We start from the raw sequence: 20497 nt of genomic DNA, 5'->3' as shown, positions 1-20497 counted from the left end.
CAGTTGCACGACCGCGTGCACGACTGCGCATCCGGCCGCGACCGACCACTAAGATGAACCCAGACAACACACCGGTTTCACCGATTCTGCCCGGCGCATGGCTTGGCATGGTCGGTGGCGGCCAGCTCGGCCGTATGTTCTGCTTTGCCGCCCAGGCGATGGGCTACCGCGTCGCCGTGCTCGACCCGGACGAAAGCAGCCCGGCGGGCGCCGTCGCCGACCGCCATCTGCGCGCGGCCTACGACGACGAAGCGTCGCTGACCGAACTCGCGCGGCTGTGCGCGGCGGTGTCGACCGAATTCGAGAATGTGCCGGCCGCGAGCCTCGACTTTCTCGCGAAGACCACCTTCGTGAGTCCGGCGGGCCGTTGCGTTGCCGTGGCTCAGGACCGCATCGCCGAGAAGCGCTTTATCGCGTCGTCGGGCGTGACGGTGGCGCCGCACGTGGTGATCGAGTCGTCGGACGCGTTGAGCGCGCTCGACGATGCCCAGCTCGAAACCGTGCTGCCCGGCATTCTCAAGACCGCCCGCATGGGCTACGACGGCAAGGGCCAGATTCGCGTGCGCAACGCGGAGGAAGTGCGCGAGGCGCATGCGTCGCTCGGCGGCGTGCCCTGCGTGCTGGAAAAGCGCCTGCCGCTGAAGTTCGAAGTGTCGGCGTTGATCGCGCGCGGGTCGAGCGGCGCGTCGGTGGTGTATCCGCTTGCGCAGAACACGCACCACCACGGCGTGCTGTCGCACACCATCGTGCCGGCGCCGGACGCAAGCCCGACGCTGGTCGAGCAGGCGCAACAGGCGGCGCTGCAGATCGCCGACAAGCTCGGCTACGTCGGCGTGTTGTGCGTCGAGTTCTTCATTCTCGAAGACGGTTCGCTGGTGGCCAACGAAATGGCGCCGCGTCCGCACAACTCCGGCCACTACACCGTCGATGCCTGCGCAACCAGCCAGTTTGAGCAGCAGGTGCGCGCGATGACCGGCATGCCGCTCGGCGACACGCGCCAGCATTCGCCGGCGGCCATGCTGAACATTCTCGGCGACGTGTGGTTCCCGGACGGTGCCAAGCGCGCGGCGGTCACGCCGCCGTGGCACGAAGTCGCGGCGATGCCGGCGGCACGTCTGCATCTGTACGGCAAGGAAGAGGCTCGGTGCGGCCGCAAGATGGGCCACGTGAACTTCACGGCCGCAACGCTCGAAGAAGCCCGCACGGCTGCACGCGATTGCGCGCGGTTCCTGCACATCGTCACGAGCTGACGCGCGCGCCATGCCGGATCAACAGAACCCCGCTGAAAACGCCGCGAGCGCATTGCCGGTGAGCGGCGCGCAGATCGAGCACGCGGCGGCGCTGCTCGACGCGGGTGAGCTGGTCGCGTTCCCGACGGAGACCGTGTACGGGCTTGGCGGTGACGCCGAAAGTCCGGACGCGGTCGCGCGCATTTACGCGGCGAAGGGCCGGCCGGCGAATCATCCGGTCATCGTGCATCTGGCGCCGCAAGGCGATCCGAACTACTGGGTCGAGCAGCTGCCCGAGCAGGCGCAGCGTCTGATCGACGCGTTCTGGCCAGGTCCGCTCACGCTGATCCTGAAGCGTGCCGCGCGGATTCCGGCGGCGGTGAGCGGCGGCCAGGATTCGGTCGGGCTGCGCTGCCCGTCGCATCCTGTCGCGCAGGCTTTACTGCAAGCGTTCAGTGCATTGCGCGGCGGACATGGCGGCGTGGCCGCGCCGTCGGCGAATCGCTTTGGGCACGTCAGCCCGACCACCGCGCAACATGTGCGCGACGAGTTCGGCAGCGCGATTCATGTGCTGGACGGCGGCGCGTCGGATGTCGGGATCGAATCGACCATCGTGGATTTGTCGCGTGGTTTTCCGGCATTGTTGAGACCGGGCCGCGTCACGCCGCAAGATATCGCCGACGTGCTCGGCGAGGCGCCGCGTTTGCCGGATGGCTCGGATGCGACCGCGCCGCGCGCTTCCGGCACGTTGAAGGCGCATTACGCGCCGCGCACGCCGCTGGCGCTGCTGCCGTTCGGTGCGCTGGAGCCCTTGCTTGCCGCACGTGAAGCGGGTGAGCGTGTGGCGTTGGTCGCGCGCGCTTCGCGAGCCGGCCATTGGGCCGATGCCGCAGGCGTGCATTTCATCGCCGCGCCTGAAGATCCGCACGTGTATGCGCGTGAGTTGTACGGCCTGCTTCGCGCGCTCGATCGCGCGAACGTCACGCGAATTCTGATCGAGAAGCTGCCCGATACGATCGAATGGATCGCGGTGAATGACCGCTTGGGTAGAGCCGCAGCAGCCTTCGAAGCGCAAGGCTAACGGCAGGTTTTTATCCGCGCGGGCGCACGCGCAATGCGGCCGTTCGCGTATCGCTGAAGCAAAAACGCCCGGCTTGACACACCAAGCCGGGCGTTCTGTTTTGCAGAGCTACTGCCGCCGTCGCGAGGCGGCCAATTCCACTTTATTTTCCGAGCCCGCTGGCGGCGATCTGCTGCTGCACGTATTGCGCGAACAACGCATTCATGTGCGTGCTCGGGTGGACCGTGTCGGCGAACATGTACGTCTGGTCAGCACCAGCCACCGTGTAGGTCTGCGGCGAGCAGAACAGCGACGAGCCGAACTGGGCGCCGTACTGCTCCGGGGTCAGCCCGTTGGTGGCGCTCGGATTGGCCTTCGCGTAAGCGGTTGCGTTGCTCTCCATCGACGCCAGGTTACATGCCGTGCCAGTGTTGGATACCGTGAAGCCCAGCGCCTGGTAGTTCGGCAGCTGCTGATCCAGCCACGTGAACGCATCGACCACGATCACCTTGCCCGTGCCCGCGACGCCGAGTTCCTGCAGCTTCTGGCCCAGCATGTAGTTATAGGCCGCGGTAATCGCCGACAGCAGTGCACCCGAGCCGGCCGTTTGCGCTTCGGCTGCGACGCCGAGCGGCGCATTGCCGATGTCCGGCACCGTCGACACCACCACGTGGGTCGCACCCGAATTGACGATGGTCTGGACTTTCGTGGCGAGCGCGACGGCGGCTTGCGCGATCTGCGGGTTGGGCAGATTCTGCAGATAGTCGACGATGAACGCGACCTTGCCTGCCTGCGAGTTCGGCAGTTTGCCGGTCTTCACGAGCGTCACGAAGTCGGTCTGCAGCGCGACGCCGAGCGCCGTCAGATTGGCGGGGGTCCCTGCGAACTGGAAGATGTCGTTCGCGCCGCCGTTCACCAGCACGAGCTGGTTCGAGTTGAAGCTCGTATGTGCGCTGAGGTATTGGTCGACCTGCGTCACGACCGGCACCGTCGTCGCCGCCATGTTGTTCGGCGCCCAACCTTGGCCTTGAGCATTGACGACGTCCGAGCCGCCCTGCGCATAGCCGTAGCCGCCTGCCGCGGCGAGCGGCTTGCCGAAACCGCCGAGGTATGCCGGCGTCAACGTGTCGCCGTAGTACTCGGCAACCTTCTGCGTCCACACCTCGCCCGGGTTGGTCGTGAAGCGGCCGCCGCCGAAGCTCGACTGAATCACCGGCGAATACGTGCCGACGTCCGACAGGCTGTCGCCGAACGACACCACCTGCAATTTGACGCCGCCTGCCGGCGTGCTGCCGTTCGAGTTGTTGTTGTCATCGCCGCCACCGCCGCAGGCCGCGAGCAGGGCGAACGCGGCGCTGGCCAGCGCGATCTGCGTGACGCGAATGAATTGATGCTTCTTCGATGCTGATTGATTCATTTTGACTACATCTCCTCTTTTATGTGGCCCTTGCGCCATGTGTTGCAGGCAGCGCCCGCCGCGTCGGCGGCGTGGCGACAGCTTACAGAATCTTCTACGGTCTGCGCTGCGTTTGAAACGCGGCCGTATGGTTTGCACTCGGGTGCGACTGCTTGTTTGTCTCTTCGCTCGCAGCCGCACCGGCCGCGCGGCGCGCATGATAATCCGTGGCCCATGCGGGCGGCGCAAACAATGCACGCAACCTGTTGCGCCAACCGCGCAGGCTCGCGAAGTCGGCGGCCATCGACGCCCATTCGTGAAACGTCGCCTTCAGCGGGTTGTAGCTGTGCAGCGGCTCGACGATGCCGTACACCGGCGCCTCGTGCGGATGCTCGTCGACATAGCTGCCGAACAGACGGTCCCAGATCACCAGCACGCCCGCGTAATTGCGATCGATATAGCGGTCATTGCGCGCGTGATGCACGCGATGAATCGACGGCGTATTGAATACGTATTCGAGCCAGCCGAGCTTGCCGATGGCCTGCGTATGCACGAAAAACTGGAAGCCGAGATTGATCAGCACGATCGCGACGATCTGCTTCGGTGGAAAGCCGAGCACCGCGAGCGGAATCCAGAACAGCCACATGCCGGCGACCGGGTACATCAGGCTCTGACGGAACGCGGTCGAGAAATTCATGCGCTCCGACGAGTGATGCACGACATGCGCGGCCCACAACCAGCGCACGCGATGGCTGCAGCGATGAAACACGTAATAGAGCAGATCCTGGGCGACGAACAGCACGACGAACGAGACCCCGCTCGCCTGCCACGTGTGGATGCGGTAGTGCTCGTAGAAAAATGCGTAGACGGGAATGATCGCGAGCCACGCGAGCTTGTCGGCGGCTTGTTGCATCAGCGCGAGCGCGGCATTGCAGAACGTGTCGCGCCAGCTATAGATCGATTCGCCCGGGCGCGTGCGCCGCAGGTGCCACGCCTCCCAGCCGATGCATGCGAGAAAGACCGGCGCCATGGCGAGCAGCAGCAATTCGGCATCGAATTGCATGGTGTCTTCCTCCGTGGTCCCTGACCGCAGCGCGCTGCGCAGCGGGTCGTGTCGTTATTGTTCGAGCGAGCCGCGCAGCTTCCGGAAGAAGTCCCTTCGGATAACCGTGTCGGGCGCGCGCTTTGCGCGACACGCATGGCGCTGTGCGCGTGTCGATCGCTGCCCGACAGCGTACACGCTTAGGACCTTCGCGCGCACGGCTTCGCTAGAAGAAATCCTCAGTGGCTCGCGCGCTTGCGCGGGTTTTTCCTGGGCTTGCCGCGCGGTTCGTCGACGGGGTCGGCGATCTTTCTGAAGCCTTGCGATGGTCCCTCGTAGACCCATTCGAGCAATGCGTCGTGCGCGGTACGCGCCGCTTCCGAATGCGGATCGTTGATCAGGCTGACAACCACGTAACTGTTGCCGTCCTCCGACGCGACATAGCCCGCGATCGCGCGTACGTCGCGCAAGGTGCCGGTCTTGATGTGCGCGTTGCCGCCCGCGCCCTGATTGGCCAGGCGGTTGCGCATCGTGCCGTCGACGCCCGCGATCGGCAGTGACTCGACGAACACCTGCGCGACCGGGCTCGCATTGGCCCGCTGCAGCAGGTCGGCGAGCGCGAGCGCGGTGATGTGCTCGTCGCGCGAGAGGCCCGAGCCGTTGTCGAGCGTCAGGTATTCCATATTGAGGCTGTCGCGGCGCAGAAACGCCTGCACCGCGCGCGCCGCTTTGGCGGGCGTCGCGGGCGCCTTCTCTTCGGCCGCGCCGATGGTCAGGAACAGATTGCGCGCCATCGTGTTGTTGCTGAACTTGTTGATGTCGCGAACGATGTCGGACAGCATCGGCCCCTGATGCGTGGCGACCAGTTTCGCGCCGACGGGCACCGCGCCTTCACGCGTCGTGCCGCTGAAGGTGCCGCCGGTCTGCTGCCACAGCGCGAGAAAGCCGCCCGCAAAAAAAGCCGAGTGATCGAGCACCGCGACGTTGATCGTGCGCGGGTCGCAGCGCACCGAATAGTCGCCGATGAACGAGGCCACGAGGGTGCCGTTCGGCTGCTGCGTAACCGTGGGCGACACGGAGGCCGCGTCGCCGCGGCAGGGCCCGTTGACCGCGCGCATCTGATTGTCGATCTGCAACTGCGCGAGCGCGGGCAGCACGTCGATCGCCACGCGGCCGTCGGGCGACGGCGTCACGGTGAATGACAGCGATTTGAACGCGTACAGCAGCGGATCGGGGCCCACGTTGTACGGTGCGGTGGCGTCGTCGTCGAACGGCGGCAGGTCGCGTGTCGACGGATCGAAGTAGCGCTTGTCGAGCACCAGCGCGCCGTCGATGCCGGTGATGCCCGCCTTGTGAATCTTCTGCACGAGATCGATCAATTCTTCCGGCACGAGCTTCGGGTCGCCGGTGCCTTGAATGTACAGACTGCCGTGCAGCACGCCGTTGCCGTCGAGGGTACCGTCGGCGTATGCGCTCGTGCGCCAGCGATAGTCGGGGCCGAGAATCGACAGGCCGGAGTAGGTGGTGACGAGCTTCATCGTCGACGCGGGCATCATCGGCTTGCCGGCATTGAGCGCGACGATCGGCGTGCGGTCGCCGACCTTCTCCACCACCACGCTGATCGACGACAGCGGCACGTGCGCGCGCTGCAACGCGGCCATCACCGGTTGCGGCAGCACCGTCGTCACGCTGACGCTCGGATGCGTGGCCTTGACGCGCGCCTGCGCGGCGAGTGGCAGCGCCGCGGCCGAGCCGAGCGCGGCGCACACGATGAGCCAGGCGGGGGCGAGCGGCGCGAGCCGGTGCGGCGTGCGAGCGGCAGCGGCGGGTACAACGGAACGGCGCGAACGCAACGCCAGGCGGCGTGCGACGGAAGACAGGAAAGCGTGCGTCATGAACGGGTGAGGAAGCAAAATTTCGGGGCGTGGAGGTCGCGGCAATCCACGCAGCATTGATTCAGGCGCGGCGCTTGCGCTGGGCGGCTGCGGCGCGCGCGGGGGCATCGGCCGGTCGTGCAAACAGCCGTGCAAACGCTTCGGCGCAATGCCGGGTCCGGCATGCGGCTGCGGCGCGCACGGGGCAAATCGCGGCCACGCGAGGCAAAGCGCCCATTGTAGTGACATGCCGCCAGGCTGCGGTGAGAAAAAAACATCACGCGCCGCGCACGGCGGGGGCGGCGCTAGAATGCGGCATCATCAAACGTTTCGGAACGTATAACCATGCGCATTTTGCTAGTCGAAGACGACCGGATGATCGCGGAAGGCGTGCGCAAGGCGCTGCGCGGCGAAGGCTTCGCGGTCGACTGGGTGGAAGACGGCGAAGCGGCGCTGAGTGCAGCGAGCGGACAACCTTACGATCTGGTGCTGCTCGACCTCGGCCTGCCCAAACGCGACGGTCTCGATGTGCTGCGCACGTTGCGCGCGCGGGGCCACGCGCTGCCGGTGCTGATCGTCACCGCGCGCGACGCGGTGGCCGAGCGCGTCAAAGGCCTCGACGCCGGCGCCGACGACTACCTCGTCAAACCGTTCGATCTCGACGAACTCGGCGCCCGCATGCGCGCGCTGATCCGGCGCCAGTCCGGCCGCAGCGATTCCACGATTCGCCATGGCACCCTCACGCTCGACCCCGCGTCGCATCAGGTCACGCTCGACGGCGCGCCGGTCGCGTTGTCGGCGCGTGAGTTCGCTTTGCTGGAAGCGCTGATCGCGCGGCCCGGCGCGGTGCTGTCGAAGAGTCAGCTCGAAGAAAAAATGTACGGCTGGGGTGAGGAGATCGGCAGCAATACCGTCGAGGTCTACATTCACGCGTTGCGCAAGAAGCTCGGCGCGGACCTGATCCGCAACGTGCGCGGTCTCGGCTACATGATCGCGAAGGACGCTTGAGCCGATGCGTTCGATTCGCCGACAACTGCTGGTCTGGCTGCTGGCGCTGGTGTTGCTCGGCGTCGGCATCGCGGGCTGGCTGATTTACCGGCAGGCGCTCGCCGAAGCCAACGAACTGTTCGATTACCAGCTGGAACAGATCGCCGCGGCGCTGCCGTCGGAGCCGTTCTCGCAGGTGCTCGGGTCGCGCGACACCGGCGACGAAGGCATCGTGCTGCAGATCTGGAATCGCAACGGCGTGCTCATGTACTACTCGCGGCCGCGCGCGCCGCTTGCGCCGCGCGCCGAACTCGGCTTCTCGACTGAACGCACGGAGCGCGGCGATTGGCGCGTGTATGGCGCGATCGTCGGCGATAACGTCGTGCAGCTGGCGCAGCCGCTGTCCGTGCGCAACCGGCTCGCCGCGAATGTGGCGCTGCGTACCTTGTGGCCGTTGATCGTGCTGCTGCCGTTGCTGGGTCTCGCCGTGTGGGTGATCGTCGGACGCGGGCTGCGACCGTTGCGGCGCGTGACCACCGCGCTCGACGCGCGTCACCCCGAGGCGCTCGATCCGTTGCCGGACCGGCGTTTGCCGCTCGAGGTGCAGCCGCTCGTGCGCGCGTTGAACGGCTTGCTCCAGCGGCTCGCGACCGCGCTCGATATTCAGAAAGCCTTCGTCGCCGATGCCGCGCACGAATTGCGCACGCCGCTCGCCGCCGTGCAGATTCAGGCGCAACTGGTGGCGCGCGCGAAAGACGATACCGCGCGCAACGAGGCGCTGGCCGATCTGCAGGCGGGCGTCACGCGCGCCACGCGCCTCGCCGAGCAATTGCTCGCGCTCGCGCGCTCCGAACCGGATGGTGTGGCCGTCACCGACGCAATCGATCTGTGCGCGCTGTTACAGGAGTGCGTCGCGGCCTATGCGCCGCTGGCGCTGAATCGCGGCGTCGATCTCGGCGTCGAGGCGAGCGAAGCGGCCACGGTAATCGGCGATGCGGACGCGCTGCGCGTGATGTTCAACAACCTCGTCGACAACGCCACTAAGTACACGCCGCAGGGTGGCCGCGTCGACGTCAGCCTGCGCGTCGAAGACGGGCATCCCGCCGTGCGGATTGCCGACACTGGACCGGGAATCGACCCAGCCGACCGCGATCGCGTGTTCGATCGCTTCTACCGTGCCGGCGCCGGCGCGAATCGTGCGCGCGCCGACGTGGCGGGCACGGGGCTGGGCCTCGCGATCGTGCGCCGCATCGCGACACAACATCACGCGAGCGTGTCACTCGACGAATCGCCGGCGGGCGGTTTGCTGGTCACGGTGCGCTTCTGACGATGAGCTTTTCTTTTCTCAATCTGGGTTGATCGAGGGTTAAACGTGCCGCGAAAATCGATTTTTGCCGATTGACGCTGATTAAGACTCTTTTAAGCGATCCCACGTACGCTCCGTGACATCCCAGAAGCTCTCTTCAGTCAGGAGTCCACGATGAACGCGAAAACCTTGTCTCGTAGCGCTGTTGCAGTAGCTGTCGCCGTTGCACTTTCCGCCGGCTATGTGGCGGGGCATCGCGATGTACCCGCACCGCAGGTAATCTCGCCGGCGCAAGCCGCGATGATGCCTGCCGAAGCCGCGGCCAAAACCGGCATCCCCGATTTCTCGGGTCTGGTCGAAACCTACGGGCCGGCCGTCGTCAACATCAGCGCGAAGCACGTGGTCAAGCACACCGCGCTGCGCGGTAATGGCGGCAACGCGAACGGCAATCAGTTGCCGATCGATCCGAACGATCCGTTCTATCAGTTCTACAAACGCTTCTTCGGCGGCATGCCGGGCATGCAAGGCGGTGGCGGCGACGGCGGCGATGCGCCCGATCAGCCGAGCGCGAGCCTGGGCTCGGGGTTCATCCTCAGCAGTGACGGCTACATCCTGACCAATGCACACGTGGTGGACGGCGCGAACGTCGTCACCGTGAAGCTCACCGACAAGCGCGAGTTCAAGGCCAAGGTGGTCGGCGCCGACAAGCAGTCCGACGTCGCCGTGCTGAAGATCGACGCGAGCAATCTGCCTACCGTGAAGATCGGCGATCCGCGTCAGAGCAAGGTCGGTCAGTGGGTGGTCGCGATCGGCTCGCCTTACGGATTCGACAACACCGTGACCTCGGGCATCATCAGCGCGAAGTCGCGTTCGCTACCGAACGAAAACTACACGCCGTTCATCCAGACCGACGTGCCGGTGAACCCGGGCAATTCGGGCGGTCCGCTGTTCAATCTGCAAGGCGAAGTGATCGGCATCAACTCGATGATCTATTCGCAGACCGGCGGCTTCCAGGGCCTGTCGTTCGCGATTCCGATCAACGAAGCGATCAAGGTCAAGGACCAACTCGTCAAGACCGGTCACGTGAGTCGCGGCCGTCTCGGCGTCGCGGTGCAGGGTCTGAATCAGACGCTGGCCGAATCGTTCGGCATGCAAAAGCCGCAAGGTGCGCTGGTCAGCTCGGTCGATCCGGGGGGCCCGGCTTCCAAGGCCGGTCTGCAGCCGGGCGACGTGATCCTGTCGCTGAACGGCGATCCGGTCGCCGACTCGTCGGATTTGCCGTCGAAGGTCGCGGGTCTGGCGCCGGGCAGCTCGGCCACCGTGCAGATCTGGCGCGACAAGGCCACCAAGGACCTGAAGGTGACCATCGGCTCGTTGTCGGATACGAAGGTTGCGTCGAATAAGGCCGATGAGCCGACCCAGTTGCAAGGCCGTCTCGGCGTCGCGGTGCGTCCGCTGACGCCGGAAGAGAAGAGCGGCGCGTCGGTGTCGCATGGTCTGCTGGTGCAACAGTCGGGAGGCGCGGCGGAGAACGCCGGCATCCAGCCGGGTGACGTGATTCTGGCGGTCAACGGCCGGCCGATCAGCAGCGTGGATCAGCTCAAGCAGATGATCAGCAGCGCCGGCAACAGCATCGCGTTGCTGATCCAGCGCGACAACGCGCAGATCTTCGTGCCTGTCGATCTCGGCTAACAGGTTGTTTGAACGGACGGCCCGGGTGAACGTCGAGGCGGCAGTTTGACCGACGCTTTCCCGATCTGTCTGCTTTGCAGTACCTTTTGCCGGTCTTTGCATTTACTGCAACGGATCGGCTTTTTTTTCGCCTGCCAGAAAGTGCGTGAAAAGCGTGGCGCACCCAGCGACACCCCGTGACAGCGGTTTCCGGACGACGCTCCTGGCGCCTGGCACGCAGGTTGCGTCTGCCTTGATCCGGACCCATCGCGGACCCGGACACACCGGACGACAAGTCCTCAACAAGGAGCGAACCGATGAAAACCCAACGCAGGCAGCGAGGGATCGTAGCCGCCGCGCTGTGCGCGGCGCTCACGCTCGGTCTGGCGGGCGGCGCGCAGGCACAGCAGGCAAGCGAAGTCACCGGCGGTACCACCACCGACGACAGCAGCGCAGGCAACACCAATGGCGGCGGGCTGCCGCAAATCCAGCAGCAGGGCGACGTCTCGTTCGTGTCGGGCGGCGTCGGCCTCGACGAGTCGAAGGCGCTGCAACACGCGCAGAGCCAGTGGCCGCTGTCGCTGCGCTTTACCGGTCCCGGCTCCGAATTTCTCGCTGACGTCCACGTGCGAATAGTCGATGCACATAACAGCGAGGTTTTGAACACCAGCTCGCGCGGGCCTTACATGCTGGTCAGGCTGCGCCCCGGCCACTACACCGTGCACGCGAGCTATAAGGATCGGGAGCAGTCCAAGGCGGTAACGGTCCAGGCCAAGGGCAGCGCCAAATCCGCGTTCTACTGGAATACGAACTAAGCGGCTGCGGGTTCACGGCGGGGAATGCGGCTGAACTGCCCGCTGCCCGAGGAAGCCCGCGCAATCGGCGGCGGTTTGGCCGATAATGAAGCCACGGGCGAGCCCGTGGCTTTCCTGTTTGTACGACCGCATCATCACGGAGCCGAGACATGAGCGATGCCTTGACACCTCACGGTAACCCCGCAGCGAGTGCGGGCGGCCACACGATCACGATCCGTAGCAACAGCCACCGCGTGCGCGTGATCCACGGCGGCGTGACTATGGCCGACACCCAGGCGGGGCTCACGCTCACCGAGACCGGGTTGCCGGACGTGTTCTACTTCCCGCGCGAGCATGTCAACATGGCGCGGCTCGAACGCTCGACGCATACCTCGCACTGTCCGCACAAGGGCCACGCTTCTTACTTCCACCTGCGCACCGAAGACGGTGTGATCGAAAACGCCGTGTGGAGCTACGAGGCGCCGTTCGAGCCGGTCGCGCAGATCAAAGGGTATCTCGCGTTTTACGCATCGCGCGTCGACCGCATCGATCAGACGTCCTGATCCCGCTGTCGCGCTTTCATCGGAAGAGGCTGCCATGGAACTGACCGACGCGTTACGGATTCCACTTGCGCCATCCGATGTTTGGGACGCATTGCAAGACGTCGCGATGTTGCGCGCCAGCCTCGATAACTGCGAGTCGTTCACGCGCCTCGCGCACGGCGAATACGAGTTGATCATGACCGTGCCGCTCGGCCCGTTACGCGCGCGGTACGAAGCGCGCGCCCACGTGGCCGGCCAGGACTCCGGGCCGGCAGATGCGCAGCGCCGTACCATCAATTTCAAGGCGCGCGCCGAGGGCATCGGCGCGTTGCGCGGTCAGATCGAGGTGCGCTTGCGCGCGGACGAAAACGCGCTTGGCACAGGCAAGGCGCGCAGCACGCGCGTCGACTATACGATCTGGGCAACCTCATCCGGGCCGCTTGCCGAACTGCCGACGCGCCAACTCGAAAACGCGCTGCATCAACTCGCCGATGATTTTTTCACCGAATTCGACGCAGTGGTGCGGGCGAGACACGGACAAGGACCCAACCGCGCGCGCGGTTCGCCGATGCGTCGGCAGCATGTGTTTTTAAGGCCGATCACGTTAGCCGGCATCGCCCGGCGTACCCGCATGGAGCACGGCAATGCGATGGCAGGGCGGGCGGCGAGTGCGTCGCATGGCGTTTCGCAGGGTCTGTCGCATAGCGTCTCGCGGCGCGAGCACGGTCCGCACGTGGTACCGAATTGGGCGTGGGCCGTGATGATTTTTCTGGTCGCGCTGTTGTTATATGCGGCGCGGTGGCTTAGCGAGGCTTGACGACGGTACGATTGTCCCGCAGCCATCGCGCAACGATGACGGAGGGCGCTGTCGCGTCGGCGCGACTACGAAATCACGGTGGACCACTACGGAACACTGTTGATCACTGACATCCCCAAGCGTGTTCCTTGAACGCGTCAGTCCTGCCTCTATCGTTGTTTCCGCGCTTACTTCTCCGCGCTTTCACGCGGTGTCGCCGACTCCGAGCCGCGTGCGCACAATATCTACGCTCAACCGCCGCGAAACTCCCGCCGCCACGCAGATGGCGACGTGCGAAACGCCTCCCCGAAATGTTGCCGCAGCGAAGCCGCCGAGCCGAAGCCGGCATTCCCCGCGATCGCTTCCACCGACGCGTCGGTGCTTTCCAGCAACTGCTGCGCGCGGGCGAGCCGCTGCGCCAGCAGCCACGCGCCGACCGTCGTGCCGGTGGCGAGCCGGAAGCGTCGCGTGAAGGTGCGGCGGCTCATCAACGCGCGCCCGGCGAGCGTGTCGAGCGTATGCGGCAGGTGCAGATTGCCGCTCAGCCAATCGAGCAGGCCGGACAGCCGGTCGCCACGCAGATTCGGCGGCATCGGCTGCTGGACGAATTGCGCCTGGCCGCCTTGCCGGTGCGGCGGCACCACCAGCCGGCGCGCCACGTAGTTCGCCGCCTGCGCGCCGCATAGCTTGCGTAGCACGTGCAGGCAGCAGTCGAGGCCAGCGGCGGTGCCGGCCGAGGTCATCACGTTGCCGTCGTCCACGTACAGCACGTCGGGGTCGAGCCGCACGCGCGGATAGCGGCGCGCGAAATCGTCGGCCCATGCCCAATGGGTCGAGGCAGGGCGATTGTCGAGGATGCCGGCGGCGGCCAGCACGAACGCGCCCAGACACAGCCCGACCAGCTGCGCGCCGCGCGCGTGGGCCGCGCGCAACGCGTCGAGCAATGCCGCGGGCGGCGCCTCGTCGGGATCGCGCCAGCTCGGCACGATGACCGTATGCGCCTCCGCAAGGGCGTCGAGTCCGTGCGTGACGGCGATCGAGAAGCCGGCGGTGGTCGTCAGCGCGCCTGTCTCGGCGGCGCAGACGCGCAAGTCGAAGTCCGGCAGGCCGCTGCCGCGGCGGTCCTCGCCGAAAACCACGCACGGCACCGACAGATGAAACGGGCTGATGCGGTCGAACGCGACCACGGCTACGATGTGGCGGGGTGCGTCGTCCAGCGCGGCGCGCGGGGGAGGGGAACGGTCCATCGATCATCTCGTGCATTCAACCCGGATGGCCCGATTCTAGCGAATCTTGTCGTTCGGGCCGCTGTCGTGAAAGCGGCAACGGGCGAACAATGCAGTCGTCGCGCCACCGTGCCGCTCGGCACCACGCCAAGCCGTGCGGCACGAGCCTTTGCCCCGATCATTCCATCACCCGCCAGGAGCCTTGCCATGACCATGCCGCGCCGTGCGCTGATCGTCATCGACGTGCAGAACGAATACGTGACCGGCGATCTGCCGATCGAATTCCCGGATGTCCAGACCTCGCTCGCCAACATCGGCCGCGCGATGGACGCGGCGCGGGCCGCCGGCGTGCCGGTGGTGGTGGTGCAGAACTTCGCGCCGGCCACCTCGCCGCTGTTCGCGCGCGGCAGCGCAGCGGCGGAGCTGCATCCGGTGGTCGGCTCGCGCCCGCACGATCACTACGTGGAAAAGTCTTTGCCGAGCGCGTTCACCGGCACCGATCTCGCCGACTGGCTCGCCGCGCAGGACGTCGACACGCTGACGGTGGCCGGCTACATGACGCACAACTGTGACGCGTCGACCATCAATCATGCGGTTCACGCGGGGCTCGCCGTCGAATTCCTGCACGACGCGACAGGCTCGGTGCCGTACGAGAACAGTGCGGGCTTTGCCAGCGCGGAGGACATCCACCGGATATTCAGCGTGGTGCTGCAATCGCGCTTCGCGGCGGTGGCGAGTACGGACGAGTGGATCGCGTCGGTGCAAAGCGGGGCGCCGCTCGCGCGCGACAACATCTATACGTCGAATCAGGCGGCGCGGGCGCGGGCGCGGCGGGCGGTTGCCTGACGCGGGTGCATGACGAGGCGCACATGCACGGCTGTCGCGGCCGGCCACACAGCAGGCAAAGCCGCCGCGCCCACCACCCACTGTCGCGCCCAAACGAAAGCGGGCGGGGGTTGCTCACCCCGCCCGCTTTTCTGGCGTTGACCACGCCGCTCCTCAAGCCGCGCTAAACGCACCGCGCGGCCGCTACGCCGGCATCTTGCGCAGCGCTGGGCTTAGCCGCAACGCGTCGAACATGCCTTCGACCATCTGTTGCGCATGCGCGCCGAAATCCGTCGCATCGGGCAGGAACAGCATGTCGCGCAGCGAGCCGCTGACGAACGCATGCACCATCGCCGCCGCGAGTTTCGTATCGAGATCCGCGGGCATTTGTCCCTTGGAGACCGCGTTGCGCAGACCGCCTTCAATTTTGGCGAGCCCCTCGTGCATATTGGTCTGATAACGTTCCATTACCGGGCCCATTTCCTCGACCAGCTCGCACTTCAGAAACAGAATGTCGAACACGCGCCGGCGGCGGGGGTCGTTGGCGGTGTCGCGCAGGCAGACCACGCAGATTTCCATCACGCGCCCGAGCGGATCGGGTTCGTTGGGGTCTTGCAATGCGGCTTTGAGTTCGTCCAGCGGCAGCAGCACGCGGTCGAACATTTCGGTGAAGAGGTCGCTTTTGTGGGCGAAGTGCCAGTAGATTGCGCCGCGCGTGACGCCGGCGGCTTGTGCGATGTCGGCGAGCGACGTGCGCGATACGCCTTTCTCGAAGAACACGCGTTCGGCCGCATCGAGAATACTGGTGCGCGTCTCCAACGCCTCTTCTTTGGTTCTTCTGACCATATTGGTATGACCTGCCCTGATTGTGGGGGTTTTCCCGGGCGTTTTTAAGTCGGCCCGATGACAATCTGTCTACTATTTCGGAGTTTAGCAACCATTCTTGCGGGTCCCCGCCCGCAAGAGACGAAAATGCACTTTTACATGCATTCGTGAACGTATATATAATAGCACCCCACGACCGGATAGCCCAAGCCGTGACGACCGGTTAATATCCGTCACTGTTGCCTTCCAAAACGCTCCTGCGCGTTGCCCGAGAGGGCGGCGCCGTGCGGCATTCCACGGTATGGCGCATTCGCACCACGATGCCCCGGCAGGTGCGATGTGCAGCCACGGGCTTCCGGTCAAGCGTCGCAAGACGCATGTGTGCGCCGCGGTCCCCGGGGTAGGGATGCGCGCACTTTTTCATTCTCAGTCTTTGACAGAGGTCGCTCCATGCGCGTCGAACGGGTTCCATTCCGCTTAATCAGTGCCGCGACGGCTGCCGTATTGCTGGCAGCGTGCGGACCAAAACAATCTGCCCCGCCGCCACAGACGCCCGAAGTCGGCGTCGTCACCGTCCAGCCGACGACCGTGCCGGTTGTCACCGAACTGCCTGGCCGCACCAGCGCTTTCCTCGTCGCGCAGGTGCGTGCGCGGGTCGACGGTATCGTGCTGCGCCGGGAGTTCACGGAAGGCAGCCAGGTGAAGGCCGGTCAGCGTCTGTACAAGATCGATCCGGCGCCGTACATCGCGACGTTGAACAACGCGAAGGCGACGCTCGCCAAGGCGCAGGCCAACCTCGTGTCGACCACCGCGCAGGCCAACCGCTACAAGGTGCTGGTCGCCGCCAACGCGGTCAGCAAGCAGGACTACGACAACGCGGTCGCCGCGCAAGGCCAGGCCGCGGCCGACGTCGCCGCGGGCAAGGCCGCGGTCGACACCGCGCAGATCAACCTCGGCTATACCGACGTGACCTCGCCGGTGACCGGCCAGATCGGCGTGTCGCAAGTCACGCCGGGCGCGTTCGTGCAGGCGAGCGCCGCGACGCTGCTCGCCACGGTCCAGCAACTCGATCCGGTCTACGTGGACCTGACCCAATCGAGCCTGGAGGGTCTGAAGCTGCGCCGCGAAGTGCAGGAAGGGCGCCTGAAGACGAGCGGTCCGGGCGCCGCCCAGGTCTCGCTGATCCTCGAAGACGGCCGCGTTTATTCGGAGAAGGGCAAGCTGCAGTTCACCGACGTCACGGTCGACCAGGGCACCGGCTCGGTCACGGTTCGCGCGATCTTCAAGAACGCGGACAAGGTGCTGCTGCCGGGTATGTTCGTGCGCGCGAAGATCGAGGAAGGCGTCAACCAGAACGCGCTCGTCGTGCCGCAAGTCGGCATCACGCATGACCAGAAAGGTCAACCGACCGCGCTGGTCATCGGCGCCGACAACAAGGTGGAACTGCGTTCGCTCGTCACGGCGGGCACCTTCGGCACGAACTGGGTGGTCGCAAGCGGCCTGAAGCCGGGCGATCGCGTGATCGTCCAGGGCACCGACAAGGCGCGCCCGGGCCAGCAGGTCAAGCCAGTTGCCGCGCAACTTCCCGCCACCCCCGCTTCCGACGCAGCCGCCCAAGGCGCGCCGGCCGCCAGCGGTGCTGCCCAGACGGCTCAACCAGCCTCTGCTGCATCGGGCGCGTAATAACAGGGAGCCCGCTTCATGGCAAAGTTCTTTATTGATCGCCCGATTTTTGCATGGGTGATCGCCATCATTCTGATGCTCGCGGGTATCGCGTCGGTCTTTACATTGCCGATCGCGCAATACCCGACCATCGCGCCGCCGGCCGTGCAGATCAGCGCAACGTACCCGGGCGCATCGGCGAAGACGGTGGAAAACACCGTCACGCAGGTGATCGAGCAGCAGATGAGTGGTCTCGACCACTTGCTGTATCTGGCGTCCACCTCGGACGACTCGGGCACGGCAACCATCACGCTGACGTTCGCGGCCGGCACCAACCCCGACATCGCGCAGGTGCAGGTGCAGAACAAGCTGCAGCTCGCCACGCCGCTCTTGCCGCAAGCCGTGCAGCAGTTGGGCACCAAGGTCACGAAGTCGAGCAGCAGCTTCCTGCTGGTGATGGCGTTCGTGTCCGAAGACGGCAGCATGAGCAAGTACGACCTGGCGAACTACGTCGCGTCGAACATTCAGGACCCGGTCAGCCGTATCGACGGCGTGGGCACGGTGACGCTGTTCGGCTCGCAGTACGCGATGCGCGTCTGGCTCGATGCGAACAAGCTGAACAACTTCGGCCTCACGCCGGTCGACGTCGAAACCGCGTTGCAGGCGCAGAACGTTCAGGTGGCAGGCGGTTCGCTCGGCGGTACGCCGTCGGTGCCGGGCCAGGTGCTGCAGGCCACCATCACGCAGGCCACGCTGCTCAATACGCCTGAACAGTTCGGCAACATTCTGCTGAAGGTGAACACGGACGGCTCGCAGGTGCGCCTGCGCGACGTGGCACGTATCGAGCTGGGCGGCGAAAACTACAACTTCGACACCAAGTACAACGGCCAGCCGACGGCCGGCTTCGGTATTCAGCTCGCCACCGGCGCGAACGCGCTGGCCACGGCGAAGGCGGTGCGCGCGAAGGTCGCCGAACTGTCGAAGTACTTCCCGCACGGGCTGGTCGTCCAGTATCCGTACGACACCACGCCGTTCGTGCGCCTGTCGATCGAGGAAGTGGTCAAGACGCTGCTCGAAGGTATCGTGCTGGTGTTCCTGGTCATGTACCTGTTCCTGCAGAACCTGCGCGCCACGCTGATCCCGACGATCGCCGTGCCGGTGGTGCTGCTCGGCACGTTCGCGATCATGGGCCTCGTGGGCTTCTCGATCAACACGCTGTCGATGTTCGGGCTCGTGCTGGCAATCGGCCTGCTGGTGGACGATGCGATCGTGGTGGTGGAGAACGTCGAGCGGGTGATGCAGGAGGAGGGCTTATCGCCTCGAGACGCGACCCGCAAGGCGATGGACCAGATTACCGGCGCGCTGGTCGGCGTGGCGCTCGTGCTGTCGGCAGTGTTCGTGCCGGTGGCGTTCTCGGGCGGTTCGGTCGGCGCGATTTACCGGCAGTTCTCGCTGACGATCGTGGCGGCGATGGTGCTGTCCGTGCTGGTCGCGTTGATTCTGACGCCGGCGCTGTGCGCGACGATCCTCAAGCCGATTCCGCAAGGGCATCACGAAAAGACCACCGGCTTCTTCGGCTGGTTCAACCGCACGTTCAACAAGAGCCGCGACAAATATCACTCGGGCGTGCACCACGTGATCAAGCGCTCGGGCCGTTGGCTGATCATCTACATGGTGGTGATCTTCGCGGTCGGGTTGCTCTTCGTCAGACTGCCGAAGTCGTTCCTGCCTGACGAAGATCAGGGCACGATGTTCGTGCTCGTGCAAACGCCGTCGGGCTCGACACAGGAAACCACTGCGCGCGCGCTGAAGGACGTGTCGGACTATCTGCTCACCGACGAGAAGTCGATTGTCGAATCGACCTTCACGGTGAACGGCTTCAGCTTCGCCGGCCGCGGCCAGAACGCGGGTCTCGTGTTCGTGCGGATGAGGGACTACGCGCAGCGTCAGCATGCGGACCAGAAGGTGCAAGCGCTGGTCGGGCGTCTCTACATGCACTTCGCCAGCTACAAGACCGCGGTGGTGTTCCCTGTCAATCCGCCGTCGATTCCTGAACTCGGCACGGCTGCGGGCTTCGACTTCCAGTTGCAGGATCGCGCGGGTATCGGCCACGCGAAACTGATGGAAGCGCGCAACATGCTGCTAGGTCTGGCGGCGAAAGATCCGACGCTGGCGCAGGTGCGTCCGAACGGCCTGAACGATACGCCGCAGTTCAAGGTGAACATCGATCGCGAGAAGGCTGAGGCGCTTGGCGTGTCCGTGTCCGACATCGACCAGACGTTCTCGATTGCGTGGGCATCGGCGTACGTGAACAACTTCCTCGATACGGATGGCCGGATCAAGAAGGTCTATCTGCAAGGTGAGGCGCCTTTCCGGATGAAACCGGAAGACGTCAGTGCCTGGTTCGTGCGCAACAGCGCCGGCGCGATGGTGCCGTTCTCCGCGTTCGCGAGTACCGAGTGGGCGTTTGGTTCGCCGAAGCTGGAGCGCTACAACGGTATCTCGTCGGTGGAAATTCAGGGCGCGGCTGCACCGGGCAAGTCGACCGGTCAGGCGATGACGGCGATGGAAGCACTCGTGGCGAAGTTGCCTGCGGGCATCGGCTACGAATGGACGGGCTTGTCGTTGCAGGAACGCCAGTCCGGTTCGCAGGCACCGATTCTGTACGGCATCTCGATTCTCGTCGTGTTCCTCTGTCTCGCGGCGTTGTATGAAAGCTGGTCGATCCCGTTCTCGGTGATCATGGTGGTGCCGCTCGGCGTGATCGGCGCACTGCTGGCCGCTACGCTGCGCGGGCTCGAGAACGACGTGTTCTTCCAGGTGGGTCTGTTGACCACCGTCGGGTTGTCGGCGAAGAACGCGATTCTGATCGTGGAATTCGCCCGCGAACTGCAGCAGGGTCAAGGCATGGGGCCGATCGAGGCCGCGCTGGAAGCAGCGCGTCTGCGGTTGCGTCCGATTCTGATGACCTCGCTCGCGTTCATTCTCGGCGTGATGCCGCTCGCGATCAGTAACGGCGCCGGTTCGGCCAGCCAGCACGCGATCGGTACCGGCGTGATCGGCGGGATGTTGACGGCGACCTTCCTCGCGATTTTCATGATCCCGATGTTCTTCGTCGTGATTCGCGCGAAGTTCGGCGGTGAGAAGGAAGACCCGGATGAGGCGCTCGCACACTACGAACAGCACCATCCGCATGATCCGCAAGGTGGCGGTTCGGCTGGCGGGTCGACTGATGAAGGCTCGGGCAAGGACGGACATTGAG

General features: G+C 65.4%; 16 protein-coding genes. 11 read left to right on the top strand and 5 right to left on the bottom strand.

The annotated features are described in order from the left end of the window. Positions 1–53 precede the first annotated feature (53 nt). Both B0G69_RS03125 and B0G69_RS03120 read left to right on the top strand, forming a co-directional pair. The gene (locus B0G69_RS03125) at positions 54–1250 is read left to right on the top strand and encodes a 5-(carboxyamino)imidazole ribonucleotide synthase (RefSeq protein ID WP_121315612.1); all 1197 of its coding nucleotides are present in this window, start codon (positions 54–56) and stop codon (positions 1248–1250) included. 10 nt (positions 1251–1260) lie between these two features. Beyond that, positions 1261–2310 (top strand): L-threonylcarbamoyladenylate synthase, encoded by a 1050-nt coding sequence (locus B0G69_RS03120; protein WP_121315611.1) that lies wholly within the window; start codon positions 1261–1263, stop codon positions 2308–2310. 142 nt (positions 2311–2452) lie between these two features. On the opposite strand, the gene B0G69_RS03115 is transcribed toward B0G69_RS03120, so the two are convergent. The 3 genes from B0G69_RS03115 to dacB form a co-directional block, all read right to left on the bottom strand. Next, the gene (locus tag B0G69_RS03115; RefSeq protein ID WP_121315610.1) at positions 2453–3706 is read right to left on the bottom strand and encodes an SGNH/GDSL hydrolase family protein; all 1254 of its coding nucleotides are present in this window, start codon (positions 3704–3706) and stop codon (positions 2453–2455) included. Between the two features lie 94 nt (positions 3707–3800). Continuing rightward, positions 3801–4748: a sterol desaturase family protein gene (locus B0G69_RS03110; protein WP_121315609.1), complete on the bottom strand. Its 948-nt coding sequence runs from the start codon at positions 4746–4748 to the stop codon at positions 3801–3803. Positions 4749–4966: 218 nt separating this feature from the next. Next, complete coding sequence (gene dacB, locus B0G69_RS03105) at positions 4967–6622, bottom strand: D-alanyl-D-alanine carboxypeptidase/D-alanyl-D-alanine-endopeptidase (RefSeq protein WP_121315608.1); 1656 nt, start codon at positions 6620–6622, stop codon at positions 4967–4969. 324 nt (positions 6623–6946) lie between these two features. On the opposite strand from dacB, the gene B0G69_RS03100 reads away from it, so the two are divergent. The 6 genes from B0G69_RS03100 (at position 6947) to B0G69_RS03075 (ending at position 12718) form a co-directional block, all read left to right on the top strand. Next, positions 6947–7609: a response regulator gene (locus B0G69_RS03100; RefSeq protein WP_121315607.1), complete on the top strand. Its 663-nt coding sequence runs from the start codon at positions 6947–6949 to the stop codon at positions 7607–7609. 4 nt (positions 7610–7613) lie between these two features. Then, on the top strand, positions 7614–8915 hold the full coding sequence (locus B0G69_RS03095) for an ATP-binding protein (RefSeq protein WP_121315606.1): 1302 nt from the start codon (positions 7614–7616) through the stop codon (positions 8913–8915). Between the two features lie 153 nt (positions 8916–9068). Beyond that, positions 9069–10586 carry a DegQ family serine endoprotease gene (locus B0G69_RS03090; protein ID WP_121315605.1) on the top strand — a complete coding sequence of 506 codons (1518 nt, stop codon included), beginning with the start codon at positions 9069–9071 and terminating at the stop codon, positions 10584–10586. 296 nt (positions 10587–10882) lie between these two features. Further along, positions 10883–11380, top strand: coding sequence for a carboxypeptidase regulatory-like domain-containing protein (locus tag B0G69_RS03085; RefSeq protein WP_121315604.1), 498 nt, complete (start codon positions 10883–10885; stop codon positions 11378–11380). A 149-nt stretch (positions 11381–11529) separates the two neighbouring features. Further along, positions 11530–11922, top strand: coding sequence for a DUF427 domain-containing protein (locus B0G69_RS03080; protein WP_121315603.1), 393 nt, complete (start codon positions 11530–11532; stop codon positions 11920–11922). A gap of 34 nt (positions 11923–11956) precedes the next feature. Then, positions 11957–12718 carry an SRPBCC domain-containing protein gene (locus tag B0G69_RS03075; protein ID WP_121315602.1) on the top strand — a complete coding sequence of 254 codons (762 nt, stop codon included), beginning with the start codon at positions 11957–11959 and terminating at the stop codon, positions 12716–12718. A 230-nt stretch (positions 12719–12948) separates the two neighbouring features. On the opposite strand, the gene B0G69_RS03070 is transcribed toward B0G69_RS03075, so the two are convergent. Then, the gene (locus tag B0G69_RS03070) at positions 12949–13944 is read right to left on the bottom strand and encodes a helix-turn-helix domain-containing protein (RefSeq protein ID WP_121315601.1); all 996 of its coding nucleotides are present in this window, start codon (positions 13942–13944) and stop codon (positions 12949–12951) included. Between the two features lie 186 nt (positions 13945–14130). Between B0G69_RS03070 and B0G69_RS03065 the strand changes: the two genes are divergently transcribed. Next, positions 14131–14769, top strand: coding sequence for a cysteine hydrolase family protein (locus B0G69_RS03065; protein WP_121315600.1), 639 nt, complete (start codon positions 14131–14133; stop codon positions 14767–14769). Between the two features lie 183 nt (positions 14770–14952). Here B0G69_RS03065 and B0G69_RS03060 read toward each other — a convergent pair whose 3' ends face one another. Further along, positions 14953–15594: a TetR family transcriptional regulator gene (locus B0G69_RS03060; protein ID WP_121315599.1), complete on the bottom strand. Its 642-nt coding sequence runs from the start codon at positions 15592–15594 to the stop codon at positions 14953–14955. A 429-nt stretch (positions 15595–16023) separates the two neighbouring features. Here B0G69_RS03060 and B0G69_RS03055 point away from each other — a divergent pair, with 429 nt between their 5' ends. Together B0G69_RS03055 and B0G69_RS03050 are read left to right on the top strand one after the other, a co-directional pair. After that, entirely contained in the window at positions 16024–17256 is a 1233-nt protein-coding gene (locus tag B0G69_RS03055; protein ID WP_121315598.1) for an efflux RND transporter periplasmic adaptor subunit, read from the top strand. Positions 17257–17274: 18 nt separating this feature from the next. After that, positions 17275–20496, top strand: coding sequence for an efflux RND transporter permease subunit (locus B0G69_RS03050; RefSeq protein WP_121315597.1), 3222 nt, complete (start codon positions 17275–17277; stop codon positions 20494–20496). Position 20497: the final 1 nt, after the last annotated feature.

The sequence above is a fragment of the Paraburkholderia sp. RAU2J genome (genome assembly GCF_003634845.1).
Taxonomy (GTDB): domain Bacteria; phylum Pseudomonadota; class Gammaproteobacteria; order Burkholderiales; family Burkholderiaceae; genus Paraburkholderia; species Paraburkholderia fynbosensis.
The sequence above is the reverse complement of the archived record's forward strand: the minus strand, read 5'-3'. Positions and strand labels throughout refer to the sequence as shown.